Consider the following 12647-nt stretch of genomic DNA (forward strand, 5'->3'; position numbering starts at 1 on the left):
AAAATGTAAAACAGACGTCCTTTTTTTTATTTTTGCGCTACTATTTACAATCGCTTAACACAATATTTTTACAGTATTTTAGTTAGAAGTTTTAAGCGGTACAAGCTTCATTTTTTTATAACGATTTGCAATGAACCATAATCGAAAAGTTGTTCTCTTTATACTAGTTGTTATTAGTATACACTTGGCATTATCTGTTTTTTCAAATTCTTTTATTGGTTATTTTCCAAGTTTTAAAAATGTTAATTTAGTGTCTGATATTGCTTTGAAACCAGAAAGAAGTAAGAAACTAAAAAACAACAAAATTCCAGTCGCTCCAGCAGCTTCTCCTTACGATTCTCCTGTAAATAATTTTGATGCATATCTCAAAAAAGGAACTTTAATAAGTTTTAATCAAGATACCATAAATCCGGCATTGAAAAAATTTACGGATAAATTAATGGCGCTTTCAGCTAACAAAAAAGTAAAAATAAGAATCGCGTGGTTTGGTGACAGTCAAATAGAAGGTGATTTCATCACGCAAGATTTACGCGAATTACTTCAAAATTATTTTGGTCAACAGAAAGGTGTTGGTTATGTTCCAATTTCAAGTGTTTCTGCCGATTTTAGACATTCAGCGCAATTGCTTACTGTTGGCGAAATAACGTCTGATAATTTAAAAAAGCAACATACTAATTCCAATTTATTTTTGTCTGGATATTCTTTTTTTAGTAATGATTTGCAAGTAGATTTTAAAGATAACGTTATTAAAAACAATGGTCAAATAACGCAAAAGTGGTTGCTTTATGGAAAAGGCGATTCGATTGCAGTTAAGATAAATGACTCGATTAGAAAATATCCAGCCGAAAAAGATTTTAATAGAATTTTGGTTGGAAGTGGCGTTTCTAACAAAGCCAAGTTTCAAGTAATGTCTAACAAAACGCCGCTTTACGGAGTTAGTTCAGAACCAGAAACAGGAATAGTTTTAGACAATTTTTCGTTTAGAGGAATTACTGGTGTTGAGCTTAAAAAAGTAGATAGTAAAATGCTTCAAGAAATAAACGATTCGGGTTATTATGACTTGATTGTATTTCAATACGGCGTAAACTTGATGTTCAAGCCCAACGATACCAATTATGATTATTATTATCGTGCGATGAAAAATGTGCTTAAAAAGTTCAAAGCCAACATGCCCGATACGGAATTCCTCATGTTAAGTTGCTCCGATAGAGCTTTTAATTATGATGGACAATGGAAAACTGCCGTTGGAATAGATTCATTAATAAACACACAAGCCAAATTAGCGTACAACAATAATCTAGCTTTTTATAATTTTTATCAATCTATTGGAGGAAATGGAACAATTGTAAAATGGGCTGACAGTACCGTAAAACTTGCTAATAAAGATTATGTTCATTTTAATTTTAGAGGAGCAAAATCGGTAGCAAAAATTATTTACAAAGCATTAATTAACGATTATAATAAGGCACTTAAAATCAAGAATTCACAACTACAGACTAAACCAATATCGAATACAATTGTTAAAAAAGATGTTGCTATATGATTCAAATAGATTGGAATAGCGTACTAAATCAGTTTTTATATGATGCCAAAAATCCGTTGCTTTTTAACAATGGTTTTTTTATGTATTTTATTTTAGCGTTTATCTTGTGCTATTATATTTTCCGACATAATTTTATGCATCGCGCCACGGTTCTAACCTTGTTTTCTTTGTATTTTTTTTACAAGGCAAGCGGTAGTTTTGTGCTATTAGTAATTGTTTCAGCTATTTTTAATTTCGGAATTTCGAATTTAATTTTTAAGTCAAATAAAAAAATTAGTAAGCAATTGCTGCTTTTTTTAAGTGTAGTTTTTAATTTAGGATTACTGTTTTATTTCAAATACACCAATTTTTTCATCGAATTGGTAAACAGTTTTTCAACAACCAAATTCAATTTCTTACACATATTGTTGCCAATTGGAATATCGTTTTTTACGTTTGAAAATCTGAGTTACACCATAGATGTATATAGAAAAGAAATCGAACCCGAGAAAAAGTTAATTCCGTACTTGTTATTTCTTTCTTTTTTCCCAAAATTGGTAATGGGACCAATAGTTCGCGCCAAAGATTTTATTCCACAATTAAAGCAGCCTTATTTTGTTAGTGATTCTGATTTTTCAAAAGGTTTTTATTTGATAATAACGGGTTTAATCAAGAAGTTTATTATTTCCGATTACATTACTTTAAACTTGGTAAATTATGTTTTTGACGGACCAAATCTGCATAACGGTTTTGAATGTTTAATCGCACTTTACGGTTATGCAATAGTAATTTATTGCGATTTTAGTGGATATAGTGATATTGCTATCGGAATTTCAAAATGGCTCGGAATTACCATTCCTACCAACTTTTTGTCACCTTATCAAAGTACTTCTATTGCCGAGTTTTGGCGCAGATGGCACATTTCGCTATCAAGTTGGTTGCGTGATTATTTGTACATTTCTTTGGGTGGAAATCGTCACGGAAAATTTAGAACCAACGTCAATTTGTTTTTAACCATGCTTATTGGAGGCTTTTGGCATGGCGCAAGTTGGAATTTTATTATTTGGGGTGCCATTCATGGAGTTTCTTTAATTATCAATAAGCTATGGACTTCAATGTTTGGCAAAATCAAAATCGTACCAAAAGTTGTTAGCAATCTATTTTATGGGCTTCTAACCTTTCATTTAGTGTGTTTCTGTTGGATATTTTTTAAAGCATCCAATTTAGATATCGCTTTAGAATTTATTCATCAAATAGTTTATCAATTTACTTTTGAAGGTAGTTATGAATTTTTTGAAAATTACAAGTATGTTGTTTTAATGATAGGTTTAGGATATGCTATTCACTTGATTCCAGATACTTTTCAAGACAAATTAATTGAAGTACAGAAGAAATTTTCTATAATATACTATATAGTTGTAGTATTTTTTTTTATTGCATTGTATTCTTTCTTCAAAAGTACAACACCAGTAATGCCTATTTATTTACAATTTTAAATTCAAATAACTACTTCTTTAAAAGAAACTCTTCCCAAGTTTTTATAAATGCTGTTAGAAACAAATCGGCTTGAAGAGCGTAACCTTTTTTGGTAAAATGTACTAGATCTGTATTTAACAATTGATTGTTTTTCCAATTTTTGGCGCCTTCAGAACCCAAACTTGCATTGAATAAATCCCAATACACTAAGTTGTTTTGATTACAATATTCAATTAATGCATTAGTAATTGTAATTAGAGAAGTATTCGGACGAAGTTTTTTAAAATAAGAAACTGGTGGTGTTGATAGTATAATAGCGGCATTTGGTGATGCTATCCTTAATTTTTCAACCATGGTTTTAACCTGAAGTAAAAACGACTCTGCAGATAAATTTTGATCTTGCGCTTCGTTTGTACCCAATGAAATGATGTAGCAATCAGCTTTTAGATTGGGCAACTGCTTCCAAAAGAAATTGGTTTTATTATAATCAGAAAATTTGGCTCCATTGGCACCAATACTATGGTAAATTACGCCGCCAACACTATCTTTTTCGACAGATGCTCCAAAAAACTTAACAGTTTCAGATGTTGGGAATGTTATTTTAAATTCTGATGTGGGTTGTTTAAGTTGTGCAGTAAAAAAATCTTGTGGTTTTTCAAAACAAAAATAAGCGCTTTCGTTTGTTTCACTTTCTATTTGTAAATCGGTAGCAGTTGAGTTGAAAAAAAGTGTTACTTTATCAAAAGTATCTTTAGTTCCATTGATGCTTCTTAATGCTAAATTTATGTCAGAATTAGCAACAGTTGTTTCCAAACCAAATCCTGCAATGCCACAAGTTATCGTTGTGTCTGCTCGAGTAATACGACTGCCTTTCCAAGAGTTTTTTGAGCTTGAAATTATATCGGTAGGAGCATTAGATTTGGCTACTTGAAATGGAAATAAAAGTCCGCGACCGGCATTGCCAAAATAGTTTTGAAATGAAGTTCGAATTACTGATGTCATCATATCTGCCTGAATATGAGAATCTCCAATGTGAACAATTACCGCTTTTTCATTGCTGTAATGCTTAATTTTATACAATTTGGTTAGTAAAGGAAAAAGTGAATTTACATTATATAAATAGTTTTTCTCTTTATTAATTTTGGAATCTAAATTTGAATCAAGTTGTGGCGAAACCCATTCATTTGAAATTTGAGCAAATCCAATTTGAATAAAAAGACAGGAAAATATTAGAATAAAAATTTTAAAATGCATTTATTTCGTTTCTGTATTATTTAGCAAATGATGTGCCTTTGTTTTCAATTTTGTCAAATATAAAGTAATGAATTAAAATTATTAGAAATATTAAGTCAATTTTAAAATGTTGAACAAAAGTTAAACTTTAACTTGTTGTAGTTAAGGTATTTAAAATCATTATATATTTGCCCAATAATACTATAAGAATTAATAATGGAATTTAGAGAATACGAGAATGCTATTAGTAAGCATTTCAATAATTTAGCAATTCAAGCACTGCCTTTAACTTCGTGGGATTTTTTTGGGTCTTATTACGATAAAACCAAAAATTCTATAGGAGATTCATCGGTTTTGAATTCAATAATTAAAAGTAAAGAGTGGGATTTTCAGCAAAAACTACAAGATGATACGGTTATTGTTGTAACCGATGCTGTTTTGAATATTGTTTTTGCATCAAAAAATATCGTGAAAATGAATGGTTATTTGCCAAATGAAGTGGTTGGGAAATCGCCAAAAATGTTTCAAGGTGAATTAACAGATAGACAGGTTTCGAAAGAAATTAGTATTGCAGTGAAAGAGCAAAAACCTTTTGATAAAGTTATTATGAATTATTGCAAAGATGGTTCATTATACAAATGCCATATTAAAGGATATCCAGTTTTTAACGAAAAAGGAATTCTTACCAACTTCATTGCATTTGAGAAAATAGCGGCATAAAAGCTTTAATTACAAATAAAAAAACGTCAAGAAATTAAATCTCTTGACGTTTTTTTATTAAATACGGTTGAAAATTATTTTTTGCTTAGTTTCGATAGCAATCTTAAGAATTCAATGTACAACCAAACCAATGTAATCATTAATCCCATCGCACCATACCATTCCATGTATTTAGGCATTTTTTGATCAGCACTTTTTTCTATCTGATCAAAATCTAGAAATAAGTTTAATGCTGCTATAATAATTACAAAAATACTTATACCAATACTTGCAGTCGAATTTCCATAATGTACAGGTTGAAAACTTTTAAATAGTAGAGAAAAAATCCAAGATCCTAAGTAATATACTGCTATTGCAACTGTTGCTGCAATTACGATTGACTTAAATTTTTCGGTAACTTTTACAATATTGTATTTGTAAAGTCCTAAACACACTAAGAAAGTTACAAATGTTGCCGAAACAGCATTTAAAACTATTCCTGGATATCTGGCTTCAAAAACAGCTGATATTCCACCGATGAAAAGTCCTTCAAACAAGGCATAAGCTGGCGCTAAATAGGTAGAAAGATGCGGCTTGAAAGTTGAAATTAGTACTAAAATAAATCCAATAATTGCACCACCAATGGCTAACATCATAGGATTGTATCCATTAAAAGTAAGTGTCCATGTTCCAAATGCGGTAGCAACTAGTAACAAAAGCATGATGAATGTTTTGTTTATAGTTCCAGAAACTGTCATTGTATTATTGTAATCTATAACTTGAGCTTCATAACTATTGGATGAAGAACTTTCGTTAAAAGATTTTGTTCTAAAAAACGGATTTTTTGATTCCATAATTAATTAATTTTTGAGTATCAAATATACTTTTATTTTTTGAAATTAAAAAAGGATTATTAAACTACCAATGATAATTTAACAATCCTTTAATTTATATAGATTTCTTGAAACTATTCTATTTCAGAAATTCTAAGTGTATTTACCATTCCTTTGTTGGCCACTGGCATTGCAGCAAGGTTTATTAACATATCACCTTTTTTTACATAGCCTTTTTCTTTAGCGATAAGGTTAATGTCGTCTACAGTATCATCAGTACTTACAAATTTATCATAGAAAAATGCATTAACTCCCCAAAGTAAATTAAGTTGTGTAAGTATTCTTTTATTTGAAGTGTACACTAAAATATGTGCTGATGGTCGCCAAGCTGAAATTTGAAATGCTGTATAACCGCTATTTGTTAAAGTTGAAATTGCTTTCGCCTTAATGTCATTTGCCATTGTTGCAGCATGATAACAAATAGATTTAGTTATAAAACGTTTGGTTCTTACATGTGGTGCATTTTGTGGCACAACGATAAGCGGAGAATCTTCTACAGCTTCGATAATTTGTGTCATTTTTTCGATAACCTGAACTGGATAATTTCCAACAGATGTTTCTCCAGATAACATTACAGCATCAGCTCCATCCATTACAGAATTCGCAACGTCGTTTACTTCTGCACGTGTTGGAGTTAAGCTTGTTATCATTGTTTCCATCATTTGTGTTGCCACAATTACAGGAATTCTTGCAGTTTTAGCTCTGTGAATTAGTTTTTTCTGAATCAATGGAACTTCGTGTGCTGGAATTTCAACTCCCAAATCGCCACGTGCAACCATCAATCCATCACAATAAGCTACGATTTTATCTATGTTTTCTACAGCTTCTGGTTTTTCAATTTTGGCAACTATTGGAATTTTATGATCGGAATGTTTTGCAATTAATTCTTGCAATTCGATTAAATCTTCTGGAGTTCTTACAAATGATAACGCAATCCAATCTACATCTTTTCCGATGGCGTAAATGGCATCTTTAATATCTTTTTTGGTTAATGCCGGAAGCGAAACCTTAGTGTTTGGAAGGTTTACACCTTTCTTAGATTTTAATGGTCCACCTTGAATAACCTTACATACAACTTCAGTAGTTCTGTTGGTTTCAATGGCTTCAAACATTAATTTCCCGTCATCAAGTAATATTTTTTCACCCGGATTTACATCTCTAGGGAATTCTTTATAGTTCATGTAGACTCTGCTTGCTGTTCCTGGAACATCTTCAGCAGTTTGAAAGGTTATAATGTCGCCAGGTTTTACAACTACATCTTCTTTCATTACACCAACTCTAAGTTTTGGCCCTTGCAAATCGGCTAGTATTGCAGTTGTGTACCCAAACTCTTCATTTAAACCTCTAATTATTTCAATTCTTTCGGAAACATCTTCGTAATCTGCATGAGAAAAATTGATACGAAAAACATTAACTCCTGCATCAATCATATCTTTTATAACTTCTCTCGAGCTGCATGCAGGTCCAAGTGTTGCTACAATTTTCGTCTTTTTGTTTGTTGACATTGGCATTAAAAAATTAAATTATTTTTAGATTTTATTTTGTCTTTTTCAATGGAATATACCATCGCTATTTTGTCTATTGTATTTATTTTTGAAATGAATTCTGATAAATTGAGGTTCTTTTCACATTCAATTTTCAGAAAAAAATTCACTTTTTTATATTCGGGCAATAAATAGGCTGCTGATGAAAATGAATTTACTTCAGAAGAAAATAAATCGTTTACAGCATCATTTTGTATGTTTAGAATATCGTTTTTATTTTCAATTAAATTCCAAACGATTGAGTTGCTCTCGTCTTCAAACGTAAATCTTGCAAAATGAGTTTCACCTTGTTTGACTTTTACATGAAGGTCTTTATTGCATTTTTTTAAATTTACAGAAAGTTGTTGGTTGATAAAATAGGCCAGTCGATAATCTTCTAATGAAGTATGAATTGCAATCAATTGGTATTCTATTTCGTTAATTTCTTCTAAAAATGTTTTAATTGTAGAAGCCATTTTCTGTTTAAATAAGTTGTAAATATAAGATTTATAAGAAACAAAACACAACAGAAATGTTAGATTAACGTTATTTTATAAACGAAATCGTTGTAGTTTTTTAAGAATATGAATTATTTTTTGTTAATTTTTTCTTGAAATGCAAAATAGGCTCTCTTCGATGCAATTTCTTCAGCTTTCTTTTTAGAGGTTGCACGAGATTTTGCAATCACTTTATCATCAATACTTAATTTTACTCCAAAATAGCGTTGTCCATCAATTGCATTATCGTCATATACATCATAAAAAAAATGTTTTTTCTCTTTTTGACACCACTCAATAACCAAGCTTTTATAACTTATAACTTTACCTTCTAATTTTGCAATATCTACGTAGGGTTTTATAACGCGGAGATGAATAAATTCGTTACAATAAGTATATCCTTTGTCTAAAAATATTGCGCCAACCAGTGCTTCAAAAATATTACCGTGAATATTCTCTCCAAAATGTTGCACTTGCACTTTGCTTTCTACAAATTTTACTAAATCTAAATCTTTTCCTAATTCGTTTAAATGTTCTCGACTTACTATTTTAGAGCGCATCTTGGTAAGGTAACCTTCGTCTCCTGTTGGAACTTCGTTATAGAGATAGGCTGCAATTACCGAGCTTAATATGGAATCACCAAGAAATTCCAGACGCTCATAATTCATAGGAAACCCGTCTTCATCAATTTTATTAGTGGATCGATGGGTAAACGCTTTTTCGTATACTTTAATGTTTCCGGGAGTAAAACCTATGATTTTCTCGATAGTATCAAAAAAAATCCCGCCTTCTTGAGAACGGGATTTCTTAGTAAATAATTTTTTAAATAAACCCATTGTAGTTTATGCTTGTAATTTTTTAAATAAAACGCAAGCATTGTGTCCACCAAAACCAAAGGTGTTACTCATTGCTACATTTATTTCTCTTTTTTGAGGCGTATTTAAAGTTAGATTCAATGAAGGATCGATATTTTCATCCACAACAGTATGATTAATTGTTGGAGGAACTATTCCATATTTCATTGCAAGTATCGATGCAATTGCTTCAATCGCTCCAGCTGCTCCAAGTAAATGGCCAGTCATAGATTTGGTTGAATTGATGTTGATATTTTTCGCATGTTCTCCAAATACGTGGCTTATTGCTTTCAATTCGGCAACATCACCAAGTGGTGTTGAAGTTCCGTGCGTATTGATGTGATCCACCATTTCTGGATTCATACCTGCATCACGCAACGTATTTTGCATTACAGCAATTACTCCAATTCCTTCTGGATGTGGCGCTGTTAAATGGTACGCATCTGACGACATTCCGCCACCGCCAACTTCACAATAAATTTTTGCTCCACGCGCTTTTGCATGTTCGTATTCTTCCAAAACTAAAGCTCCAGCGCCTTCGCCAAGTACAAATCCGTCACGCGTAGCATCAAACGGACGTGAAGCAGTTTCTGGACTTTCGTTTCTTGTTGATAATGCGTGCATCGAGTTGAAACCACCCATTCCTGCAATAGTTACAGCAGCTTCAGAACCTCCAGTTACAATTACATCGCACATTCCTAATCTGATATAATTGAAAGCATCAATCATAGCATTTGCAGAAGAGGCACAAGCTGAAACCGTTGTATAATTTGGTCCCATATAACCATTTCTCATCGAAATGTGAGCTGGAGCAATATCGGCAATCATTTTAGGAATAAAGAAAGGATTGAACTTTGGAGTTCCATCGCCTTTGGCATAATACATTACTTCGTCCTGAAAAGTTTCTAAACCACCAATTCCTGCACCCCAAATTACACCAATTCTATGTTTGTCAGAATTTTCTAATGTAATTCCAGCGTCTTTAATAGCTTCGTCACTTGCAGCAACTGCATATTGGGCAAATTTATCAAGTCTTCTAGATTCTTTGCGATCCATATAATCTTCAATATTGAAGTTTTTTATTTCGCAAGCAAATTTAGTTTTGTGCTTTTCAGTATCGTAATAAGTTATTGGCGCAGCGCCGCTTTTTCCGCTTATTAGTGCGTCCCAATATTCTTGAATAGAGTTTCCAATTGGAGTTAAAGCACCGAGACCAGTTACTACAACGCGTTTTAATTGCATATAATTTTTTTTAAATATCTTTTAAATAAATAATACCCATGCATTCTTTACATTTAATAGATTAAAGAGACAAGGGTATTTTCAATATAATTGTGATTGAAAATTCAATCAAAAATAATCCATTTTTTTTACAAAAACCAAAAAAAATAATAAAACCCGCATACATGAATATGTTTACGGGTTTAGAATTTTATTATTTTTTAGCTTCTTCGATGTAAGAAATAGCTTGACCAACAGTAGCAATGTTTTCTGCTTGATCGTCTGGAATTTGAATATCAAATTCTTTTTCGAACTCCATAATTAGCTCAACAGTGTCTAATGAATCTGCTCCTAAATCGTTTGTGAAGCTTGCTTCTAGTACAACTTCGTTTTCGTCAACGCCTAATTTGTCTACGATAATCGCTTTAACTCTTGATGCAATGTCTGACATAATCTTTGATTTTTAAATTTTAATTGTTGGCAAAAATAAAAAACTTTATTTTAAAACCAGCTTTTAGTTAATAAATATGATTACGAATTTAAAAAAATATTTTCATATTGTCTGTTTTTATATTATTTATTATCATTTATTATTCTTTTTTTTGTACCATAATAATAGTTGTATAAATGAAAAAAATAATTCTTTTTGCTTCTGGGTCGGGTTCTAATGCCGAAAAAATCATGATGCATTTTGAAAAAAATAGTCAGGCAAAGGTTGTTGAAATCTTCACTAATAATCCTGAAGCCAAAGTTTTAGAAAGAGCAAAAAAATATGATGTTCCTACGCAAATAGTATCTAAGACTGCACTTGAACAACCTGAATTTTTAAATAAAATACTAGAAATAAATCCAGATTTGATTGTTCTTGCTGGATTTTTATTGAAATTTCCGGTGTCAATTATTGAAAATTTCCCTAACAAAGTAATAAATATTCACCCAGCATTGTTGCCTAAATATGGAGGAAAAGGGATGTATGGCATGCATGTTCATAAGGCTATTTTAGAGAATAAAGAATCGGAAAGTGGCATTACTATTCATTATGTAAACGAACATTATGATGAAGGAGAATTTATTTTTCAGCAATCGGTAGCGATTCAACATTGTAAAACACCAGAAGAAATTGCAGAAAAAGTACATGCATTAGAGCATTTGCATTTTCCAGAAGTCATAGAAAAAATACTGTCAAAAGGATGAAAAATAGTTTAATTGTTTTGCTTTTAGCTTTTAGTGCGGTCAACGGATTTGGTCAAAAGCGTTTTGAAGTTAAAAAATTAGGTTTTTCTATCGCTGTTCCTAAAGATTGGATTTCGGTAGAAAATGGTGACATTGTGAAAAATTTGAATAAGTACGATTTTACTCAAGAACAACTGGATGAACTTTTAAAATCGAATAATTCATCGGTAAACTTAGCTACATTTACAAAATATGATTTTAAAAAAGTTAGCGGAATTATTCCTACAGTAAAAATCAGAACTAATAAAAACCCGACTAACACTACAGCCGATTTCCTAAAATTTGTAGAGAGTTCAAGTGAAAGCGCTAAAAAATCGTTAACTAATTTTAGATTTATCGATAATCCTTCAATTATTAAAATTTCTAATAGTGATGTTATAAAGTTTTCGTCGCAGTTTTCTCTAAAAAATGGCGCTGTTGATTATGAGATAATCAGTAACAGCTACTATATTCCTAAAGATGGATATTATATTTCAGTCAATTTTATTGAACAAGTTGGTAAAGAAGACAATCGGTTGTTTTTCGACGAACTCGTAAAAAGTATGATTCTAACAAATTAATTATTTTGCAAACACACGAAGTTCATATATATACAGATGGCGCAGCCAAAGGAAATCCCGGAAACGGTGGTTATGGCGTTGTGATGGAATTGGTAGGAACGCCACACAAAAAAGAATTTTATGAAGGTTTCCGTCATACAACCAATAATAGAATGGAACTTCTTGCTGTAATTGTGGGTTTGGAAAAACTAAAAAATCCCAACATGACAGTTCTTGTGGTTTCCGATTCTAAATATGTAATCGATTCTGTAGTAAAAGGATGGGTTTTTGGTTGGGAAAAGAAAGGTTTTGTGGGAAAGAAAAACCCAGATTTGTGGAAACGTTTTCTAAAAATTTATCGGAAACATCAAGTAGATTTTAAATGGATTAAAGGCCATAACAACCATCCTCAAAACGAACGTTGTGATCAACTTGCCGTTTACGCATCAGGTTTACCAAATTTATCTATTGATGCTTTTTATGAAAATGAAGATGAGAAGTTACTTTGATAATTTCATATTTACAAAATAACTATTTGTGTTTGATTTTAAATTTTTTACTACAATTGTATCGGAAACAAATCTTATAATTTTAAAATTATATCCATAAAAAGATAAAATACTATCAGATTTATTATAGTTCCATTTTTCTGGTTTAGGATTTTTGTTTTCAAAATTAAAAAGGGTTTCTTCTTCCTCGCCATCGAGATACATGGTAGTATTAATTATTCCATCATTCGAAAATTTATAAAAATAAATATTTTTTAACAAAGTGTCTGGTTTATCATAAAAATAAAACCAATGTTTGTCCTTATGTGTAATTAAATTTTCAAAGTTTCCATTTTTGTTGCAACTTATAAATAATATAAAAATTATTAAATACAGTTTTTTCATTTGAAGAAATTAATTTACCCAAATCTACAAAAATCCATTCAAAACTTTAAACTTTAAACCATTT

Annotated in this window: 14 protein-coding genes; 6 read left to right on the forward strand and 8 right to left on the reverse strand. The window is 31.1% G+C overall.

The window, feature by feature from the left end; translation table 11 throughout:
- Positions 1-130 precede the first annotated feature (130 nt).
- Entirely contained in the window at positions 131-1543 is a 1413-nt protein-coding gene (locus tag ACZ098_RS08330) for an SGNH/GDSL hydrolase family protein (RefSeq protein WP_487311296.1), read from the forward strand.
- Positions 1540-3018: an MBOAT family O-acyltransferase gene (locus ACZ098_RS08335; protein ID WP_487311297.1), complete on the forward strand. Its 1479-nt coding sequence runs from the start codon at positions 1540-1542 to the stop codon at positions 3016-3018. Before ACZ098_RS08330 ends, ACZ098_RS08335 begins: the two co-directional genes overlap by 4 nt.
- Before the next feature lie 10 nt (positions 3019-3028).
- Here the strand turns inward: ACZ098_RS08335 and ACZ098_RS08340 are convergent, their stop codons facing one another.
- On the reverse strand, positions 3029-4252 hold the full coding sequence (locus ACZ098_RS08340; protein WP_487311298.1) for a GDSL-type esterase/lipase family protein: 1224 nt from the start codon (positions 4250-4252) through the stop codon (positions 3029-3031).
- Positions 4253-4447: 195 nt separating this feature from the next.
- On the opposite strand from ACZ098_RS08340, the gene ACZ098_RS08345 reads away from it, so the two are divergent.
- The gene (locus tag ACZ098_RS08345) at positions 4448-4951 is read left to right on the forward strand and encodes a PAS domain-containing protein (protein WP_487311299.1); all 504 of its coding nucleotides are present in this window, start codon (positions 4448-4450) and stop codon (positions 4949-4951) included.
- A 74-nt stretch (positions 4952-5025) separates the two neighbouring features.
- Here ACZ098_RS08345 and ACZ098_RS08350 read toward each other — a convergent pair whose 3' ends face one another.
- The 6 genes from ACZ098_RS08350 to ACZ098_RS08375 all read right to left on the reverse strand — a co-directional run bounded on the left by ACZ098_RS08350 (position 5026) and on the right by ACZ098_RS08375 (position 10369).
- Positions 5026-5784: a Bax inhibitor-1/YccA family protein gene (locus tag ACZ098_RS08350; RefSeq protein ID WP_487311300.1), complete on the reverse strand. Its 759-nt coding sequence runs from the start codon at positions 5782-5784 to the stop codon at positions 5026-5028.
- A 113-nt stretch (positions 5785-5897) separates the two neighbouring features.
- The gene (pyk, locus tag ACZ098_RS08355) at positions 5898-7328 is read right to left on the reverse strand and encodes a pyruvate kinase (RefSeq protein ID WP_487311301.1); all 1431 of its coding nucleotides are present in this window, start codon (positions 7326-7328) and stop codon (positions 5898-5900) included.
- Positions 7329-7333: 5 nt separating this feature from the next.
- Positions 7334-7822, reverse strand: a complete 489-nt coding sequence (locus tag ACZ098_RS08360) for an IPExxxVDY family protein (protein ID WP_487311302.1) — start codon at positions 7820-7822, stop codon at positions 7334-7336.
- 113 nt (positions 7823-7935) lie between these two features.
- Positions 7936-8679 carry a ribonuclease III gene (gene rnc, locus ACZ098_RS08365; RefSeq protein ID WP_487311303.1) on the reverse strand — a complete coding sequence of 248 codons (744 nt, stop codon included), beginning with the start codon at positions 8677-8679 and terminating at the stop codon, positions 7936-7938.
- 6 nt (positions 8680-8685) lie between these two features.
- Positions 8686-9939, reverse strand: coding sequence for a beta-ketoacyl-ACP synthase II (fabF, locus tag ACZ098_RS08370; RefSeq protein ID WP_487311304.1), 1254 nt, complete (start codon positions 9937-9939; stop codon positions 8686-8688).
- A 193-nt stretch (positions 9940-10132) separates the two neighbouring features.
- A complete protein-coding gene (locus tag ACZ098_RS08375; RefSeq protein ID WP_014082856.1) occupies positions 10133-10369 on the reverse strand; it encodes an acyl carrier protein in 237 nt (78 codons plus the stop codon).
- 176 nt (positions 10370-10545) lie between these two features.
- Here ACZ098_RS08375 and purN point away from each other — a divergent pair, with 176 nt between their 5' ends.
- From purN to rnhA, 3 genes are read left to right on the forward strand one after another with little or no spacing between them, the layout of a single operon-like run.
- Complete coding sequence (purN, locus tag ACZ098_RS08380; RefSeq protein WP_487311305.1) at positions 10546-11112, forward strand: phosphoribosylglycinamide formyltransferase; 567 nt, start codon at positions 10546-10548, stop codon at positions 11110-11112.
- Positions 11109-11711, forward strand: a complete 603-nt coding sequence (locus tag ACZ098_RS08385; protein WP_487311306.1) for a hypothetical protein — start codon at positions 11109-11111, stop codon at positions 11709-11711. Before purN ends, ACZ098_RS08385 begins: the two co-directional genes overlap by 4 nt.
- A 5-nt stretch (positions 11712-11716) precedes the next feature.
- Complete coding sequence (rnhA, locus tag ACZ098_RS08390; RefSeq protein WP_487311307.1) at positions 11717-12199, forward strand: ribonuclease HI; 483 nt, start codon at positions 11717-11719, stop codon at positions 12197-12199.
- Here the strand turns inward: rnhA and ACZ098_RS08395 are convergent.
- A complete protein-coding gene (locus tag ACZ098_RS08395; protein WP_487311308.1) occupies positions 12191-12583 on the reverse strand; it encodes a hypothetical protein in 393 nt (130 codons plus the stop codon). The genes rnhA and ACZ098_RS08395 overlap by 9 nt on opposite strands.
- Between the last annotated feature and the right edge of the window lie 64 nt (positions 12584-12647).

Source organism: Flavobacterium sp. SP2 (genome assembly GCF_057626655.1).

Coding starts and splice junctions, on each gene's coding strand:
- ACZ098_RS08330 (WP_487311296.1), top strand. CDS start 131: ATGAACCATAATCGAAAAGTTGTTCTCTTTATACTAGTTGTTATTAGT.
- ACZ098_RS08335 (WP_487311297.1), top strand. CDS start 1,540: ATGATTCAAATAGATTGGAATAGCGTACTAAATCAGTTTTTATATGAT.
- ACZ098_RS08340 (WP_487311298.1), bottom strand. CDS start 4,252: ATGCATTTTAAAATTTTTATTCTAATATTTTCCTGTCTTTTTATTCAA.
- ACZ098_RS08345 (WP_487311299.1), top strand. CDS start 4,448: ATGGAATTTAGAGAATACGAGAATGCTATTAGTAAGCATTTCAATAAT.
- ACZ098_RS08350 (WP_487311300.1), bottom strand. CDS start 5,784: ATGGAATCAAAAAATCCGTTTTTTAGAACAAAATCTTTTAACGAAAGT.
- pyk (WP_487311301.1), bottom strand. CDS start 7,328: ATGTCAACAAACAAAAAGACGAAAATTGTAGCAACACTTGGACCTGCA.
- ACZ098_RS08360 (WP_487311302.1), bottom strand. CDS start 7,822: ATGGCTTCTACAATTAAAACATTTTTAGAAGAAATTAACGAAATAGAA.
- rnc (WP_487311303.1), bottom strand. CDS start 8,679: ATGGGTTTATTTAAAAAATTATTTACTAAGAAATCCCGTTCTCAAGAA.
- fabF (WP_487311304.1), bottom strand. CDS start 9,939: ATGCAATTAAAACGCGTTGTAGTAACTGGTCTCGGTGCTTTAACTCCA.
- ACZ098_RS08375 (WP_014082856.1), bottom strand. CDS start 10,369: ATGTCAGACATTGCATCAAGAGTTAAAGCGATTATCGTAGACAAATTA.
- purN (WP_487311305.1), top strand. CDS start 10,546: ATGAAAAAAATAATTCTTTTTGCTTCTGGGTCGGGTTCTAATGCCGAA.
- ACZ098_RS08385 (WP_487311306.1), top strand. CDS start 11,109: ATGAAAAATAGTTTAATTGTTTTGCTTTTAGCTTTTAGTGCGGTCAAC.
- ACZ098_RS08395 (WP_487311308.1), bottom strand. CDS start 12,583: ATGAAAAAACTGTATTTAATAATTTTTATATTATTTATAAGTTGCAAC.